17 protein-coding genes are annotated in these 16,652 nt (G+C 71.7%); 7 read left to right on the forward strand and 10 right to left on the reverse strand.

Annotated elements, in window-relative coordinates:
- Positions 1-119: 119 nt before the first annotated feature.
- Positions 120-1,172, forward strand: coding sequence for a C40 family peptidase (locus AMK19_RS14440; RefSeq protein ID WP_073811639.1), 1,053 nt, complete (start codon positions 120-122; stop codon positions 1,170-1,172).
- A 177-nt stretch (positions 1,173-1,349) separates the two neighbouring features.
- Entirely contained in the window at positions 1,350-2,090 is a 741-nt protein-coding gene (locus tag AMK19_RS14445) for a phosphatase PAP2 family protein (RefSeq protein ID WP_241844402.1), read from the forward strand.
- 12 nt (positions 2,091-2,102) lie between these two features.
- On the opposite strand, the gene AMK19_RS14450 is transcribed toward AMK19_RS14445, so the two are convergent.
- Positions 2,103-2,288 (reverse strand): hypothetical protein, encoded by a 186-nt coding sequence (locus tag AMK19_RS14450; protein ID WP_143200204.1) that lies wholly within the window; start codon positions 2,286-2,288, stop codon positions 2,103-2,105.
- A 160-nt stretch (positions 2,289-2,448) separates the two neighbouring features.
- Between AMK19_RS14450 and AMK19_RS14455 the strand changes: the two genes are divergently transcribed.
- Positions 2,449-3,279 (forward strand): hypothetical protein, encoded by an 831-nt coding sequence (locus AMK19_RS14455; RefSeq protein WP_073811644.1) that lies wholly within the window; start codon positions 2,449-2,451, stop codon positions 3,277-3,279.
- A gap of 121 nt (positions 3,280-3,400) precedes the next feature.
- Entirely contained in the window at positions 3,401-3,586 is a 186-nt protein-coding gene (locus tag AMK19_RS14460) for a hypothetical protein (protein WP_073811645.1), read from the forward strand.
- A 24-nt stretch (positions 3,587-3,610) separates the two neighbouring features.
- On the opposite strand, the gene AMK19_RS14465 is transcribed toward AMK19_RS14460, so the two are convergent.
- Entirely contained in the window at positions 3,611-3,967 is a 357-nt protein-coding gene (locus AMK19_RS14465) for a metal-sensitive transcriptional regulator (protein WP_073811647.1), read from the reverse strand.
- Between the two features lie 224 nt (positions 3,968-4,191).
- Between AMK19_RS14465 and AMK19_RS14470 the strand changes: the two genes are divergently transcribed.
- Both AMK19_RS14470 and AMK19_RS14475 read left to right on the forward strand, forming a co-directional pair.
- Positions 4,192-4,812, forward strand: coding sequence for a DUF47 domain-containing protein (locus tag AMK19_RS14470; protein WP_073811648.1), 621 nt, complete (start codon positions 4,192-4,194; stop codon positions 4,810-4,812).
- Positions 4,813-4,823: 11 nt separating this feature from the next.
- Entirely contained in the window at positions 4,824-5,813 is a 990-nt protein-coding gene (locus tag AMK19_RS14475; protein WP_443135009.1) for an inorganic phosphate transporter, read from the forward strand.
- A gap of 142 nt (positions 5,814-5,955) precedes the next feature.
- Here the strand turns inward: AMK19_RS14475 and pstB are convergent, their stop codons facing one another.
- From pstB to mshD, 8 genes are all read right to left on the reverse strand, one after another.
- Entirely contained in the window at positions 5,956-6,732 is a 777-nt protein-coding gene (gene pstB, locus AMK19_RS14480) for a phosphate ABC transporter ATP-binding protein PstB (RefSeq protein WP_030458190.1), read from the reverse strand.
- A 41-nt stretch (positions 6,733-6,773) separates the two neighbouring features.
- Positions 6,774-7,853, reverse strand: a complete 1,080-nt coding sequence (gene pstA / locus AMK19_RS14485) for a phosphate ABC transporter permease PstA (protein ID WP_073811651.1) — start codon at positions 7,851-7,853, stop codon at positions 6,774-6,776.
- The gene (gene pstC, locus AMK19_RS14490) at positions 7,850-8,833 is read right to left on the reverse strand and encodes a phosphate ABC transporter permease subunit PstC (RefSeq protein ID WP_073811653.1); all 984 of its coding nucleotides are present in this window, start codon (positions 8,831-8,833) and stop codon (positions 7,850-7,852) included. Before pstC ends, pstA begins: the two co-directional genes overlap by 4 nt.
- Positions 8,834-8,999: 166 nt before the next feature.
- Positions 9,000-10,133, reverse strand: coding sequence for a phosphate ABC transporter substrate-binding protein PstS (gene pstS, locus AMK19_RS14495; protein ID WP_083646784.1), 1,134 nt, complete (start codon positions 10,131-10,133; stop codon positions 9,000-9,002).
- Between the two features lie 208 nt (positions 10,134-10,341).
- Positions 10,342-10,920: an NUDIX hydrolase gene (locus AMK19_RS14500; RefSeq protein ID WP_443135010.1), complete on the reverse strand. Its 579-nt coding sequence runs from the start codon at positions 10,918-10,920 to the stop codon at positions 10,342-10,344.
- Between the two features lie 23 nt (positions 10,921-10,943).
- Entirely contained in the window at positions 10,944-12,014 is a 1,071-nt protein-coding gene (locus AMK19_RS14505) for a CHAD domain-containing protein (protein WP_073811656.1), read from the reverse strand.
- 91 nt (positions 12,015-12,105) lie between these two features.
- A complete protein-coding gene (locus tag AMK19_RS14510) occupies positions 12,106-14,490 on the reverse strand; it encodes an RNA degradosome polyphosphate kinase (protein ID WP_143200205.1) in 2,385 nt (794 codons plus the stop codon).
- Positions 14,491-14,820: 330 nt separating this feature from the next.
- Complete coding sequence (gene mshD, locus AMK19_RS14520) at positions 14,821-15,741, reverse strand: mycothiol synthase (RefSeq protein WP_073811661.1); 921 nt, start codon at positions 15,739-15,741, stop codon at positions 14,821-14,823.
- Between the two features lie 309 nt (positions 15,742-16,050).
- Here mshD and AMK19_RS34340 point away from each other — a divergent pair, with 309 nt between their 5' ends.
- On the forward strand, positions 16,051-16,506 hold the full coding sequence (locus AMK19_RS34340) for an SDR family NAD(P)-dependent oxidoreductase (protein ID WP_338015787.1): 456 nt from the start codon (positions 16,051-16,053) through the stop codon (positions 16,504-16,506).
- Positions 16,507-16,652 lie beyond the last annotated feature (146 nt).

The following is a 16,652-nucleotide window of genomic DNA, read 5'->3' on the forward strand; positions in this document are numbered from 1 at the left end:
GCCTCCGCCAGGATGTCCGGTAGTTCGAGGATACTGCCCGCCCTTGGTATCTGTGATGATTGCACCGGGCAATAACGCAACAGGACATGGCAGCTGACGATCCGTCGGGATGGTGCGGGATGGTGCTCCGGAAGGCGAAGCTCGCGGGTGCCGCGGCCGTGGTGGTGGGCATCGGTTTCGTCGGGGTGGTGACCCTGGGGACGTACGCGGCCAGTGGGGCGCCGGAGCGCTCCGGTGAACTGTCCCTGTCCAGCGGGACGGTGCCGGCGCAGTACCGGGCGCAGATCCAGAAGTGGGGCTCGCTCTGCCCGGAGATCTCGGCGCCGATGCTGGCCGCGCAGCTGTACCAGGAGAGCGGGTTCGACCCGTCCGCGAAGAGCCCGGCGAAGGCGTTCGGGATGGCCCAGTTCCTGACGGGGACGTGGGCGACGTACGGGACGGACGGCAACGGCGACGGCAAGCGGGACATCTGGAACGCGGACGACGCGATCGCCTCGGCCGCCACCTACGACTGCGCGCTGGCCAAGGACGTCGCCAAGGTGCCCGGGGACCGGCAGGCGAACATGCTGGCCGCGTACAACGCCGGGCCGTACGCGGTGATCCAGTACAACGGGGTGCCGCCGTACCGCGAGACCCAGGGGTACGTGAAGAGCATCAAGGCGCTGGCGGTCTCGTTCACCGCGCCGGCGAAGGCGGGTGTGCAGCTGGCGCTGTCGAAGGAGGCGGCGGGGGCGATCTACTACGCGCAGAGCAAGCTCGGCATCGACTACCTGTGGGGCGGCACCGGACAGGCCTGGGAGAACGGGCGGTTCGACTGCTCGGGTCTGACCCGGGCGGCGTTCGAGAGCGTGGGCGTCGAGCTGCCCCGCGTCGCCAACGACCAGTGGTACAGCGGCCCGCACCCGTCGCGGGACCAACTCCGGCCCGGCGACCTGGTGTTCTTCGCCAACGACCTGGAGGACCCGCGCACCATCCACCACGTGGGGATCTACGTCGGCGGCGGCTACATGATCGACGCCCCGCACACCGGCGCCAAGGTCCGCTACGACACCATCAACCAGCGGGACTACATCGGGGCGACCCGGGTCACCCCGGACGGGGCGGCGGCGCTGCCCAACCGGAACCTGAACGACGGCACCATCACGGCGGGTCAAGGGCCGGCAAAGAGCTGACGAGCCGTCCGCTCGGCATGTGCATGCGGGGTGGACGCTGAGTCAAGTTTGCATAACAGCACGTTTCGGCGGAACCCCGGGCGGCCCCGATCGCGTTGACTCAGGAGGCTGCCGGACGTCCGCACCCGGCCGCACGGACCGGGAACCACTGCGGAAATGCGGACAGGGAGGTGCGGCGTGCCCACGCTGCTCGCCGATGCCGGAACCGGTTCGGGCGACCCCGACCTGGAACTGCTGAAGGCCGTGAACGGCCTGGCCGCCGATGCGCCCGGCTGGCTGGACTCACTGATCGCCTGGACCGCCGAGTACGGCATCCTGCTGGGCCTGGCCGCGATCGGCCTGACCGCCTGGCTGAGCGCCCGCCGCCGCCCGGACGCGCCGGTCGCCGTCGCCGGGGTGCTGTGGGCGCCGATCGCGGTCGCCATCGCCGAGCTCGCCAACCTGCCGATCTCGGCCATCGTGGACCGGCCCCGCCCGTTCGTCGACCATCCCGAGATCGACGTGCTGGTCCCCGGCAAGGAGGACACCCTCTCCTTCGTCAGCGACCACTCCGCGATGTCCATGGGCATCGCCGTCGCGCTGTTCCTGATCAACCGCAAGCTCGGGGTGGCCGCCGGCGCGCTCGCCCTGCTGCAGGGCTTCTGCCGGATGTACGTGGGCGTGCACTACCCGACCGACGTGATCGGCGGCTACGCGCTGGCCACCGCCGTGGTGCTGCTGCTCGCCCCGATCGCGATGGCCGTGCTGGTGCCGCTGTGCCATGCGCTGTCCCGGACGGCGCTGCGGCCGCTGGTGGTGGCCAAGGCCCCGGCGGCGTCCGGCGGCCGACGCCGGTCGGCCGCACCGGCCGCCGAGCGGGCGGGCCGTCGCCCGGGTCGGCGCGGGGACCGCGACCGGGAGTCCGACCTGGCGGCCTGACGGTCCCGAGGGTCAGGCCGGCTCCGGGTCCGCCAGGTGTTCGGCCGCGTCCCGTCGGGCCTTGTCGCGGGAACGCCGCCCGGGGGCGAACCAGCCGCATGCGCACTGGGCGAAGGTGAAGGAGCCGCGCTCCACCACCTCGGCGCGATGGTCGTTCCGTGCTGCCACGCCGGTCGTCTCCGGCTGCCGGTCTGCCACGTCCTTCACGGTAGTCCCCCGGGCCACACCGGGGGGACGCGTCTCCCGCTGTTCTTCCCCCGTAACCTTCCGCGCCCCAACTCGTTTGCCGGGCAGGCGCGCTGTCCATCCGGGGCGGCTGCTTGCCGGGTCGTCCGGGGCCCAGGGGGTTGTCGAAGACGTGAAGAAGCTCAACCGGGCCGCTGCCGCGGCCGTGCTCGCCGGCCTGCTGACCGCCTGCACCGCCGGCGGGCCGAACCAGGACAGCTCCGCCGACCAGCTGTCCGCCGACCCGCTGACGGCGGTGCGCTCGACCGCCGACATCACCGGCCGCACCGGCTCGGCGCACGCCTCCACCGAGCTGAGCACCGAGTCCGCCGAGAAGAAGGCGGTGTTCCACGGCACCGGCGGCTACGACTACGTGAAGCGGCTGGGCCGGCTGGAGATCGACGTCCCGCCGGGGGCCGCCACCAGCGGGAAGATCACCGAGGTGGTGCTGCCCGGCACGGTCTACCTGCAGAACAGCGGGGCCAAGATCCCCGAGGGCAAGTGGGTCAAGCTGGACGTCCGCCAGCTCCCGGACGGCAACCTGGTGAGCTCCGGCGCCACCGACCCGGCCACCGCCGCGGGCGCGCTGCGCGGCGCGCAGACCGCCGAGCTGGTCGGCTCCGAGACGGTGGACGGCGTGGAGCTGAAGCACTACAAGGGCAGCCTGGACCTCTCCAAGGCCGCCGACGCCACCGGCGGCCGCGGCGCGGACGGCCTGCGGATGGCCGGGCAGACCTTCACGGTCAAGGAGGTTCCGTACGAGGTCTGGCTGGACGGCCAGGGCCGGATGCACAAGGTGGTGGAGAACTTCACCTTCGCCGGGGTGGCCGGCTCCACCGCCGCGAAGGACCAGGTGAAGGTGGTCTCCTCGCTGTCGCTGACCGACTTCGGCAAGCCGGTGGAGGCCGCCGAACCGCCCGCCGCCGACCTCTGGTCGATGAAGCCCTCGCCCTCCCCGAAGTGACCGCCCCACCCGTTTCGGACACCAGAGATGGCCCGTCCGTGCCATGTGGGCCGGCCGTCGGCTGCCTACGCTGGTACGGGGTCGGGTCGACACGGGCGGGGCGCGGAAGGGGTGGAGGCCAATGGCAACCGGGGAGAGCGGCACCGGCGGCCACGACAGCACCGCGCTGGACGAGATCGACCTCGCCGGTGAGCTGATGATCGCCGCCTCGGCCAGCCACGCCGAGCGCCTGGCCGCCGAGCAGATCGACCAGGTGCTGCTGCGCAGGGACGACCAACAGCCGTCCGGCACGGGCACGGACGGCTGAGCGGGCGTCAGGAGGGCGGGGGCGTCAGGTGCGCAGCAGCCGCGCGATGGCCGCGCTGGCCTCGGCGACCTTGGCGTTCAGCTGCTCGCCGCCGTCCTCCGCGGCGGCCGCGGCCGCGACGCAGTGCCCGAGGTGCTCCTCGAGCAGGGACAGCGCGAAGGACTGCAGCGCCTTGGTCGAGGCGGAGACCTGGGTGAGGATGTCGATGCAGTAGACGTCCTCGTCGACCATCCGCTGAAGGCCGCGGATCTGGCCCTCGATCCGGCGCAGCCGCTTCAGGTGCGCTTCCTTGTCGCCGCTGTAGCCGTGCGGCCCGGCGCCCTGCGCCGCTCCGTGGCACGCCGGCGCGGTGTCGGTGCTGGGGGTGTCGATGGTGGTCATCCCGGTCCGCCCTCTTGGTTTCGGTACTCGGCCCATTTTCCAACATCCGGCACCGGCCTGGTGTTCCGCCGTCCGGGCGTCAGGTCAGAGATCCCCGTGCAGAGCGGGAGCAAACCGGCGTGTCCTGGGACACACTTAGGGCGCGCGTCGGCAGCCCCGTGCCCCGGCACGGGGTACGTGCGCCTAGCATCGTCAAGTACCGACCCCGCACATCGGAGATTTCCGTGCGTTTTAGCCTGACCCCGAAGGAGACGAGCTTCTACGACATGTTCGCCGCCGCGGCGGAGAACCTTGTCGTCGGATCGAAGCTCCTGCTGGAACTACTGGGCTCGGACGTGTCCGCCCGCGCGGAGATCGTCGAGCGCATGCGCGCCGCCGAACACGCCGGGGACGACACCACCCATGCGGTCTTCCACCAGCTGAACTCCTCGTTCATCACCCCGTTCGACCGGGAGGACATCTACGCGCTGGCCTCCTCGCTCGACGACATCATGGACTTCATGGAGGAGGCCGTCGACCTCGTCGTCCTGTACGACATCGAGACCCTCCCGAAGGGCATCGAGCAGCAGATCGAGGTGCTGGCCCGGGCTGCCGAGTTGACCGCGGAGGCGATGCCCAACCTGCGGTCGATGTCGAACCTCACCGAGTACTGGATCGAGGTCAACCGGCTGGAGAACCAGGCGGACCAGATCCACCGCAAGCTGCTGGCCCACCTGTTCTCCGGCCAGTACGACGCGATCGAGGTGCTGAAGCTCAAGCAGGTCGTGGACGTCCTCGAAGAGGCCGCCGACGCGTTCGAGCACGTGGCCAACACGGTGGAGACCATCGCCGTCAAGGAGTCCTGAGCTCCGTGGACATGGCAGCACTCATTGCCGTCCTCGGCGTGGCGTTCTTCTTCACGTACACCAACGGCTTCCACGACTCCGCGAACGCGATCGCCACTTCGGTCTCCACCCGGGCGCTGACCCCCCGGGCGGCGCTGGCGATGGCGGCGGTGATGAACCTGGCGGGCGCCTTCCTCGGCAGCGGGGTGGCGAAGACCGTCTCCGAGGGGATCATCGAGACCCCGACGGGCTCCAAGGGCATGGCGATCCTGTTCGCCGCGCTGGTCGGAGCGATCGCCTGGAACCTGGTGACCTGGTACTTCGGCCTTCCGTCCTCCTCCTCGCACGCGCTGTTCGGCGGCATGGTGGGAGCGGCGCTGGCCGGCGGCACCGAGGTGATCTGGCACGGCGTGGTGGAGAAGATCATCCTTCCGATGATCATCTCGCCGGTGGTCGGCCTGATCGGCGGCTTCCTGGTGATGCTGGCGATCCTGTGGATCTTCAAGAAGGCCAACCCGCACAAGGCCAAGCGCAACTTCCGGGTGGCGCAGACCGCGTCGGCCGCCGCGATGGCACTGGCCCACGGCCTGCAGGACGCCCAGAAGACCATGGGCATCGTGGTGATGGCCCTGACCATCTCCGGCCACCACTCCGGGACGGGCATCCCGATCTGGGTGAAGATCTCCTGCGCCACGATGCTCTCGCTGGGCACCTACGCGGGCGGCTGGCGGATCATGCGCACCCTCGGCCGGAAGATCATCGAGCTGGACCCGCCGCAGGGCTTCGCCGCCGAGGCCACCGCCTCCGCGGTCATGTACGTCACCTCGTTCGTCTACGCGGCGCCGATCTCCACCACCCACGTGATCACCTCGGCGATCATGGGCGTGGGCGCCACCAAGCGGGTCCGGGCGGTCCGCTGGGGGGTGGCGAAGAACATCGTGATGGGCTGGTTCATCACGATGCCGGCGGCGGCGATCGTGGCTGCCGCGATGTTCGGAGTGGTCAATCTGCTCATCCTCTGACCGGCCGATCGGCACGGCAGTACAGCGGAAGGGCCCGCCCCCACAGCACGGGGGCGGGCCCTTCCTCGGCTCCGCGGCGGCACCGCCATGCAGCACCGCGGAGCAGCTCGTGCGCTCCGCCGCCCGGGGGCGGCGGGGCCGGTCAGCCGAAGCGGCCGGAGATGTAGTCCTCGGTGGCCTGGACCGACGGGTTGGAGAAGATCCGCTGGGTGTCGTCCAGCTCGACCAGCTTGCCGGGCTGGCCGACGCCCGCCAGGTTGAAGAACGCGGTGCGGTCGGAGACGCGCGCCGCCTGCTGCATGTTGTGGGTCACGATCACGATGGTGAACTGCGACTTCAGCTCGCCGATCAGGTCCTCGATGGCGAGGGTGGAGATCGGGTCGAGGGCGGAGCAGGGCTCGTCCATCAGCAGCACCTCGGGCTCGACCGCGATCGCGCGGGCGATGCACAGGCGCTGCTGCTGGCCGCCGGACAGGCCCGCGCCGGGCTTGTTCAGGCGGTCCTTGACCTCGTTCCAGAGGTTGGCGCCCTGCAGGGACTTCTCCACCACGCCGTCCAGCACGGACTTCTTCTTCACGCCGGCCAGCTTCAGGCCGGCCACCACGTTGTCGTAGATCGACATGGTGGGGAACGGGTTGGGCCGCTGGAACACCATGCCGACCGAGCGGCGGACGGCGACCGGGTCGACGTTCGCGCCGTACAGGTTCTCGTCGTCGAGCATCACCTTGCCCTCGACGCGGGCGCCGGGGATGACCTCGTGCATCCGGTTGAGGGTGCGCAGGAAGGTGGACTTGCCGCAGCCGGAGGGGCCGATGAACGCGGTCACCGAGCGGGGCTCGATGGTCATCGAGATGTCCTCGATGGCGCGGGTGGAGCCGTAGTAGGCGGACAGTCCGCTGACGTCGATGCGCTTGGCCATGATCTTTCGTCTTCTCTCGTCTGTTCGTACGTCAGTCGGGGTCAGCGTCCGCCCTTGGGCGAGCGCCAGCGCGCGATGCCCCGGGCGATGAGGTTGAGCCCCATCACGAAGGCGATCAGCACCAGTGCCGCGCCCCAGGCGCGCGAGTAGCCGAACTCGTTGTTGACCTGTGAGTACTGCTGCCAGATGTAGAGCGGCAGCGACTGCTGGGGTCCGTTGAACGGGTCGCCGTTGATGAAGTCGGCGCCGAACACCAGCATCATCACGGGGGCGGTCTCACCGGTGATGCGGGCGACCGCCAGCATCACACCGGTGGTGATTCCGCCGATGGCCGTCGGAAGGACGATCCGCAGGATGGTCTTCCAACGCGGCACGCCGAGCGCGTACGAGGCTTCCCGCAGCTCGTTCGGGACGAGCTTGAGCATCTCCTCGGTCGAGCGGACCACGACCGGCATCATCAGGATCGCCAGCGCGAGGCTGCCGGAGAAGCCGGAGTACTGGAAGCCGAGCAGGATGTTCCAGAGCGAGAGGATGAACAGACCGGCGACGACCGACGGGACGCCCGTCATCACGTCGACGAAGAAGGTGACCGCCTTGGCGAGCCGGCCGCGGCCGTACTCCACCAGGTAGACGGCGGTGAGCAGGCCGATCGGCGCGGCGATCAGGGTGGCCAGCAGGACCTGCTCGACGGTGCCGATGATGGCGTGGTAGATGCCGCCGTCGGGGCTGAGGGTGGCGACGACGCCCTTCATCGAGTGGGTGAGGAACTCGGGGCTGATCGCCCCGATGCCCTGCTGCACGGTGTAGAAGGTCAGCGAGACCAGCGGCACCACGGCGCAGATGAAGGCGACCCACACCAGCGAGGTGGCGAAGCGGTCCTTGGCCTGCCGGCGGCCCTCGACCGAGGCCGAGACGGCGTAGCCGACCGCCAGGAAGAGCAGCGCGGAGAGCAGGCCCCACTGCAGGTGGCTGGCGAGTCCGGCGACGGCGCCGATGCCGCAGCCGAGGGCGATCGAGGCGAGCGCGATGCCGCCGGGCGCCCAGCGGGGCAGCCGGGCCGCGGTCAGCCGGTGGCCGAGCTGCGGAGGGGTGGCGTCGGTGACAGTGGTAACGGTGCTCACGCGGCAGCCCCCGAGTACTCCTTGCGGCGGGCGATGATCACGCGGGCCGCGCCGTTCACCAGCAGGGTGATCACGAACAGGACCAGGCCGGAGGCCATCAGCGCGTCCCGGCCGAGCGGCTGGGCCTCGTTGAACTTCAGCGCGATGTTCTCGGCGAAGGTGCCGCCGCCCGGGTCGAGCAGGTGCAGCGTCAGCTTGCTGTTGGTGGACAGCACGGTGGCGACGGCGATGGTCTCGCCGAGCGCGCGGCCCAGGCCCAGCATCGACGCGGAGATGATGCCGGGGCGACCGAACGGCAGCACCGCGGTGCGGATCATCTCCCAGCGGGTCGCGCCGAGCGCGAGCGCCGCCTCCTCGTGCATCCGCGGGACCTGGCGGAACACCTCGCGGGTGACCGCGGTGATGATCGGAAGAACCATGATCGCCAGCAGGATGCCGACCGTGAACAGGTTGCGCGGCGGGACGCCGGCGCTGCTCTGGTCGAAGATGTACGTCCAGCCGAGGTACTGGTCCATCCAGCTGGTCAGGCCGTCCATGTGCGGCACCAGGAACAGCACGCCCCACAGGCCGTAGACGATCGACGGGACGGCGGCCAGCAGGTCCACCAGGTAGGCGAACGGCTGGGCGATCCGGCGCGGCGCGTAGTGCGAGATGAACAGCGCGATGCCGACCGCGACCGGGACCGCGATGGCCATCGCGATGAGCGCGCTGACCAGGGTGCCGAAGGTGAGCACGGCGATGCCGAACACCGGCTTGGCGGCGTCCGGCGTCCACTCGAAGGTGGTGAAGAAGTTGCCCTCGTTCTTGCCCAGGGCGAGGGCCGAGCGGTAGGTCAGGAATCCTGCGATGGCGGCCATGATGACCAGCAGCAGGATGCCCGCACCGCGGGAGAGGTTGAAGAACACGGCGTCACCGCGGCGGCTGTCGCCGCGGCGTCGTGGGGTCCGTCCCCGCGCGTCGGCGGGGGAGGAAGAAGTCATGATCGTTTACTCCGGTCTGGCGGCGCTGCCCCGCGGAGGGCGGCACCTTGGCGGCGGTGCCCCGGACGTTCTGGTGGTGGGTGGTGCGGGTGAAGCGTTCGACGCGGCCCGGCCGGGCGGCCCCTCCCCCTCCTTCGGGGGCCACCCGGCCGGTCGTCGCTCAGCCTCAGGCGAGGGCGTCGATCTGGGTCTTCACCTTGCCGGCGAGCTCCTTCGGCAGCGGCACGTAGCCGACCTGGCCGATGGCCTGCTGGCCCTCGTCGCTGACGGTGTAGGTCAGGAAGGACTTCAGGGCCGGCAGGGTCTCGGCCTTGTTGCCCTTGTCGCAGACGATCTCGTAGGTGACCAGGGTCAGCGGGTAGGCGCCCTCGGCCTTGGTCGCGTAGTCGATGTCCAGCGCCATGTCCGCGCCCTGGCCGACGACCTTGGCGTTGGCCAGCGTGGTGGCGCCGTTGGCGGCGGTGGCCTCGACCGGCTTGGAGGCGCCGGTGGCGATGGCGGCGCTGTTCAGCTTGTTGGTCTGGGCGTAGGAGAGCTCGACGTAGGAGATCGAGTTCTTGGTCTGCTTGACCTGGGCCGCGACACCGGCGGAGCCGTTGGCGGACTGGCCGCCCTGGCCGGCCCAGCTCTTGGCGGCCGGGTACTTCCAGTTGCCGCCGCCGGCCTTGGCCAGGTAGGCGGTCAGGTTCTGGGTGGTGCCGGAGTCCTCGGAGCGGTGGATCGCCTGGATGTCGGCGGCCGGGAGGTTGACGCCCGGGTTCAGGGCGGCGATCTCCGGAGCGTTCCACTTGGTGATCTGCGAGTCGAAGATCTTGGCCAGGGTCGGGCCGTCCACGATCAGCTTGTCGACGCCCTCGACGTTGAACACGATCGAGATCAGGCCGCCGACCATCGGCAGGTCGATGCCCTGGCCGCCGGTGCAGACCGCCTTCGAGGCGTCGATCTCGGCGGCCTTCAGGGCGCCGTCGGAGCCGGCGAAGGCGATCTTGCCCTGGTTGAACTGGGTGACACCGGCGCCGGAGCCGCCGCCGCCGTAGGTCAGGGTGGTGGTGCTGCAGGCGTTGCCGTACGCGGCCTTCCAGACGTCGATCGCCGGGGTCTGCGCGGTCGAGCCGGCCGCGAGCAGCGCGCCGCCCTTGTCGGCGCAGGCGATCTTGGCGGCCGTGGAGGCACCGGAGGACGAGCCGTTCGCGGCCGGCTTGGTGTTGTCGTCCGTGCCGCACGCGGAGAGCGACAGCGTGGAGACGAGCGCGACGGCACCGATGGCGAGGGCCTTGGAGCGGCCGTTCCGCAGGTTCACAGGGTGTCCCTTTCTGAGGCAATACCGGTCTCCGAACGACCGGATTTGCTGTGGTCCGGGGCCCTGGCGGCCCTCCGGGTAATCCCGAAGTTAGGCAGGACAGGTGACGCATCAGTCCGTCACAAATGAACGGGGAGTGAACCTCGGACGGATGTCAGGAAACCTAGGCCGGTAGTAACGGTTGCGTCACAGGGAGGGCGCGGGCAGATCACCTGTCGGAGGAACGCGAACCACCTGACCGGTGCGCGCCTCGGCGCTCGGCGAGCAGCAGTTCCAGCAGCGCGTCGATCAGCACCCGGTCGCGGGGGTGCGTGAGCCGTTCCTCGGCCCGGCGCGGCGGCAGCCACTCCAGCCGGTCCACCTCGCGGTTCGGCCGGAACGTGCCGCCGGTCGGTACCGCCGCCCAGTACCGGACCTCCTTCGGGCGGCCCTGCACCCGGTAGTGCTGGGTGGGCAGCTCCTCGCCCAGCACGCAGTGCATGCCGGTCTCCTCCAGGACCTCGCGCAGCGCGGCCTCCCGCCAGCCCTCGCCCGGGTCGAGCTTGCCCTTCGGGAGGCTCCAGTCGTCGTACTTGGGCCGGTGCACCAGCGCCACCCGGGGCTTCTTGCGGCTGCCGTCCTTGCGCAGCGGCCCGGGCACCCACAGCACCGCGCCCGCCGCCAGCACCGTCGAACGGGCCCCGGCCGCGGGGCGGCGGTCGGTGCGGGCGCCGCCCGACCGGGCGCGGGCACGGTCGGGCGGGGACGAGCGGTCGGGCGGGGACGAGCGGTCGGGAAGCTGCGGCACGCGGTCCATCCGGGAGCGGGGGTTCACGCCGACGGCACGGCAGCCGGGCCGACCAGCCCGGGCGCCACCGCCGGCCACTGGCGCCCGAAAGCGTACCGGGCGGCCTCCACGTCCAGCCGCTGATCGGCGTGCACCACACCCAGCACGTACGCCGTCGCGGGGGTGATCCGCGGCGTGCGGGCGGCGGTGGAGACGGTGGCCGCCGCGTCCGACGCCTCCTGGTGACGGCCCAGCACCCGGTCCAGCTCCAGCAGTTCGCCGGCCGGGGCGTGGCACACCTCCAGCGCGTACCGGGCCCGCTTCACCAGGATCCGCACCCGCAGCCACGGCGCGTCGTCCGCGGCCAGCGCCACGTCGGCCTCCGCCGCGCCGCGCGCCGCCGGCACCGTGTCCGGTTCGGCCTCCGCCGTGCCCAGCCGGTGCAGGCCCGCCCCCGCGTACGCCTGCGCCGAGCGCTGCCACGGAAGCCGCTCGGCCGCCGTGACCAGCGCGCCCAGTGCCGTCGCGGTCAGCGGCAGCAGCGTCGTCGCCGACTCGGCGGCGGACTCCGGCACCAGCGGCACCTCGCCGGCCAGCAGCGTCATCCGGTCGGCCAGCGCGTGCAGCCGGGCCGAGCGGAGCTCCTGCAGCAGCGCGGTGTGCGCGCGGGTGCGGGCCAGCGTCAGCTGGCGCTCCAGCAGCGCCCGGGCCTTGGGCGCGCCCGGGTGGCCGGCCAGCATGCCGGCCCCGGCGGGGGCGGTGTCGGCCAGCGAGTCGAGGGCGCCGAGCAGCCGGTCGGCGCGGCACCGGTAGCCGGGTTCCTGGGCGAGCAGTTCGACCAGCCAGCGCAGCTCGGTGCGCGACTCCTGCGCCCACACCGGGTCGAAGACCGGCCCGAAGGTGTGCAGCGCGCCGCCGACCCGGCGCACCGCGCGCAGCAGGTCGTCCGCGGCCTGTGCCGACGCCGGGAGCGCACCCGGTCTGGAGCCCGCCTCGCCGACCGCCTGCGGCAGGGCGCGCAGGAACGCGCCCGCCTGGGCGGTCAGGTAGCCGGCAAGGACCTCCCCGGCGGTCGCGGCGCGCGCCACCGGGGCCGTCGTCGGCGCATCGGTCATGGCTGTGGCTCTCCCCGATTCCGTCCCCGGGCCTGCCCCGGGGCTGCATGCCGCCCGCGCCGGGAGGCTCCCGGCGCGGGCGGGGTGCCGCTCAGCGCGCGGCGGCGGAGCCGCGGTTGCGGCGGCGTGAGTCGATCAGCAGGTCCTGGACGTGCCGCAGCGGGCGGCCCTCGGCGTCCTGCGCGTGGCGGATCCAGGTGCCGTCCGGGCCGAGGTGCCAGGAGTCGGTGTCGTCGGAGACGCCGAGGTCCAGCAGCCCGTTCAGTTCGGCCCGGTGCGCCGGGTCGGTGACCCGGACCAGCGCCTCGATCCGGCGGTCGAGGTTGCGGTGCATCATGTCGGCGCTGCCGATCCACACCTCGGCGTCGCCCCCGTTGCCGAACACGAACACCCGGGAGTGCTCCAGGAACCGGCCGAGTATGGACCGCACCCGGACGTTCTCGCTCAGCCCGGGCACGCCCGGCCGGATTGCGCAGATGCCGCGCACCCACACGTCCACCGGCACGCCGGCCTGCGAGGCGCGGTACAGGGCGTCGATGACCACCTCGTCGACGATCGAGTTGACCTTCATCTTGACGAAGGCCGGGCGTCCGGCGCGGTGGTGGGCGATCTCGCCGTTGATCCGGGCGACCAGGCCGTCGCGCAGGCCGCGCGGCGCGGTCAGCAGCCGGCGGTACGACTCGCGGCGCGAGTAGCCGGACAGCCGGTTGAACAGGTCGGAGAGGTCCGCGCCGACCTGCGGATCGGAGGTCAGCAGCCCGAGGTCCTCGTACAGCCGGGCGGTCTTCGGGTGGTAGTTGCCGGTGCCGACGTGCGAGTACCGGCGCAGCGTGTCGCCCTCCTGGCGGACCACCAGCGACAGCTTGCAGTGCGTCTTCAGCCCGATCAGGCCGTAGACCACGTGGCAGCCGGCCTCCTCCAGCTTGCGGGCCCACTTGATGTTGGCCTGCTCGTCGAAGCGCGCCTTGATCTCCACCAGGACCAGCACCTGCTTGCCTGACTCGGCGGCGTCGGTGAGCGCGTCCACGATCGGCGAGTCGCCGGAGGTGCGGTACAGCGTCTGCTTGATCGCCAGCACGTGCGGGTCGGCGGCGGCCTGCTCCAGGAACGCCTGCACCGAGGTGGAGAACGAGTCGTACGGGTGGTGCAGCAGGACGTCCCGTTCGCGCATCGCGGCGAAGATGTCGGGCTGCGAGGCCGACTCGACGTCGATCAGGCCGCGCGCGGTGCCGGCGACGAACTTCGGGTAGCGCAGCTCGGGCCGGTCCAGGTCCGCGATGCCGAACAGGCCGGTCAGGTCGAGCGGGCCGGGCAGCGGGAAGACCTCCGCCTCGGTGATGTTCAGCTCCCGCACCAGCAGGTCCAGGATGTACGGGTCGATGGACTCCTCGACCTCCAGGCGCACCGGCGGCCCGAAGCGGCGCCGCATCAACTCCTTCTCCAGGGCCTTCAGGATGTTCTCGGTGTCGTCCTCCTCCACTTCCAGGTCCTCGTTGCGGGTGACCCGGAACGCGTGGTGGGCGAGCACCTCCATCCCCGGGAACAGCTCCTCCAGGTGCGCGCCCATCACGTCCTCCAGCGGCACGTACCGCTGCGGCGAGGCCTCCAGGAAGCGCGTCAGCAGCTGCGGCACCTTCACCCGGGCGAAGTGCTTGTGCCCCGACACCGGGTTGCGCACCACGACCGCCAGGTTCAGCGACAGCCCCGATATGTACGGGAACGGGTGCGCCGGGTCGACCGCCAGCGGCGTCAGGACGGGGAAGATCTGCTGCCGGAACAGCGTGTGCAGGCGGGCCTGCTCGGCCTCCGCGAGGTCCGGCCAGCGCACCAGTTCGATGCCCTCGGCCGCCAGGTCCGGCAGCACCTCCTGCTGGAAGGTCGCCGCGTGGCGGGCCATCAGCTCGCGCGAGCGGCGCCAGATCTGGTCCAGCACGTCGCGCGGCTGCATCCCGGACGCGGAGCGCTGGGCGACGCCGGTGGCGATCCGGCGCTTCAGGCCGGCGACCCGCACCATGAAGAACTCGTCCAGGTTGGACGCGAAGATCGCCAGGAACTTGGCGCGCTCCAGCAGCGGGATGTTCGTGTCCTCGGCGAGCTCCAGCACCCGCTCGTTGAACGCCAGCCAGCTGCGCTCACGGTCCAGGAATCGGCCCTGCGGCAGCTCCCCGCCCTCCGTGCCGCGCGCACCGTCCGCGCTGCCCGTGCTGCCCGTGCTGCTGGCCGTGCTGCTGGCCGTGCTGCTGGCCAGGAACGTCGCCGCCACCGCGGCCGGCAGCGCGGAGGTCGCCCGCACGGGCTCGACCGGCGACGCCGGCGGCTCGGCCTTGGCCCGGGCTGCGGGCCGCGGCTTCGACTCCTTCGCCGGATCCTTGGCCGCGGCCCTGGACCTGGTCTTCCCACCGGACCTGACGGTCGGCTTCTGCTCGGTGCCGGACTCGGCCGTGGCCGAATCGGAGGCGGGGCGCGGGATGCTCATCGGTTCCAGCTCCTCCTGCAGGACGTGGTCCCGGCGGGACGAAGGACACGCCTCCGCACGCTGTTCGTCCTCGTCGACCCATGGCCACCCGCCCGGCGCAGCCGGAACCGGCCCGGCCGGGCGGCGGGTGGAGCGGTGACGCGGACGGGGCAATACGGGCGACATTCTGTGATCTTCGCGGCGCCAATTGAATCCACGGTAAACACCGCATGGCCGGGAGGAAAGCTGAGTCCGTCACCCCTGTGGCGGTTACCGGACGGCCCCGTCCGCCCGTCACCGGCCCCGCACGCGGCCGGTCCCCGTACGGTCCCTGCCCGGTCCCCGCCCAGGTCAGCGGCCTGCCGACGGCTCCCAGCGGTACATCAGGTCCACCTCGTGGACGGCGAAGCCCAGGCGCTCGTACACCCGGACGGCCGCCGCGTTGTCCGCGTCCACGTACAGCATGACGGTCGGCAGGCCGCGCTCCAGGATCAGGTGCCGCAGGCCGACCGCGGTCAGCGCCTTGCCGAGGCCGCCGCCCTGCTCGGCCGGGTCCACGCCCACCACGTAGACCTCGCCCAGGCCGTCCGGCTGGGTCTTCGTCCAGTGGAAGCCGACCAGCCGGCCGTCTCGCTCGGCCAGGAAGAAGCCCTTCGGGTCGAACCACGGCTCGGCCATCCGCTCGGCGAGGTCCTGCTCGGTCCACGAGCCCTGCTCCGGGTGGTGGGCGAACGCGAGCGCGTTGAGCGCCAGCCAGGCCTGCTCGTCGCGGCCCGGTTCGAAGGTCCGCAGCTCGACGCCGGCCGGCGTCGGCACCGGCTCCGGTGCCTCGGCGGTGCGCCGCATCTGCCGCAACTCCCGTACCAGTACGGCCCCGTGGGCCTCGGCCAGGTGCCGGGCCGCCGGCAGGCCGCCGTGCGCCCAGAAGTTCAGCTCACCGTCCGCGCCGGCCAGCACAGTGCGCACCAGCGCTCCGCCCAGGCCCCGGCCGCGGTCGGCCGGGGCGACCGTCAGCTCGACCGTCCCCGGACGCTCGCCCTCGACCTGGGCATACCCCGTCACCCGGCCGTCCGCCACCTGCACCAGGTGGCCGACCCCCGGGCGCGGGCTCTCCGGACGGATACGCAGCCGGCCCGCCTCCGAGACCGCCTCCCGGCCGTCCGTCCGGGCCGCTTCCGCGAGCAACTCCCGCACCGACTCGACCTGTTCCCCCGTCAGCGCCTCGACGCGCTCGACCCGGCCGCCACCTGACGTGTTCTCAGCAGTCTGCATACCGCCGAGCGTACGTCCTCCCGCCCGCTTTCAGGAGGCGGCCGCGTCGGCGTCCACCACCGGCCGGGCCGCCATGGCCAGTTCGGCCGTCGCCGTCGGCTCCGCCACGTCCGCGCCGTCCCGTGACCGCTGCGACATGCCCTGCAGGACCGCCCCGAAGTACCGCGCCAGCGCGGCCGGATCCGCGTCGGGCGCCAGCTACCCGAACCGCTTCGCGGTGGCCAGCCGCTCCTCGAAGGCCGCCAGGTTCGAGGCCCGCAGCTCCCGCAGGAACACCGCCACCTCGTCGTCCTGGGCCGCCACGTTGGCATCGGCCGCGGTATCGCCGAGCGCCTCACCTCCGACGGTGCCACCGTCGCCATCGGCTACGCCCGCGACCACGACGCCGCCGCCACTGTGCTGGAGAAGATCCGCGCCAACGGCGGAAAGGCCTTCCTGGTCCGGTCCCCCCTCGGCAGCCACGGCGACGCGGCCCGCCGCTGGGCCGCCTTCGACCAGGCCGACCGCGAATACGCCCCCGACGGCCGGCTCGACATCCTGGTCAACAACGCAGGCATAGGCCGCAGTTCCGCGCTCTCCGAGCTCACCGAGGAGGAGTTCGACGAGGTCTTCGCGGTCAACGTCCGCGCCCCGTTCTTCCTCGTCCAGCACGCCCTCCCCCGCCTGCGCGACGGCGGGCGCATCATCAACATCTCCAGCGGCATCGCCCGCATCGCGATGCCCGAGATCATCGCCTACAACGCCACCGGCGGCTCCCACCTCTGAACCCTGCGCGGTCAGGTGTGGACTCGCGGCCGTGATCACCGACGAGCAAGGCCGGCCACCAAGGCCTCGGAAATGGTCCGGGAACGCGAAAAAGCCCCCCGCCGTGAGGCGAGGGGCTTTCCCTGAAAGATTGTTCGGCGGCGTCC

Source organism: Kitasatospora sp. CB01950 (assembly GCF_001905465.1).
In the GTDB taxonomy this organism is placed as follows: Bacteria; Actinomycetota; Actinomycetes; order Streptomycetales; family Streptomycetaceae; genus Kitasatospora.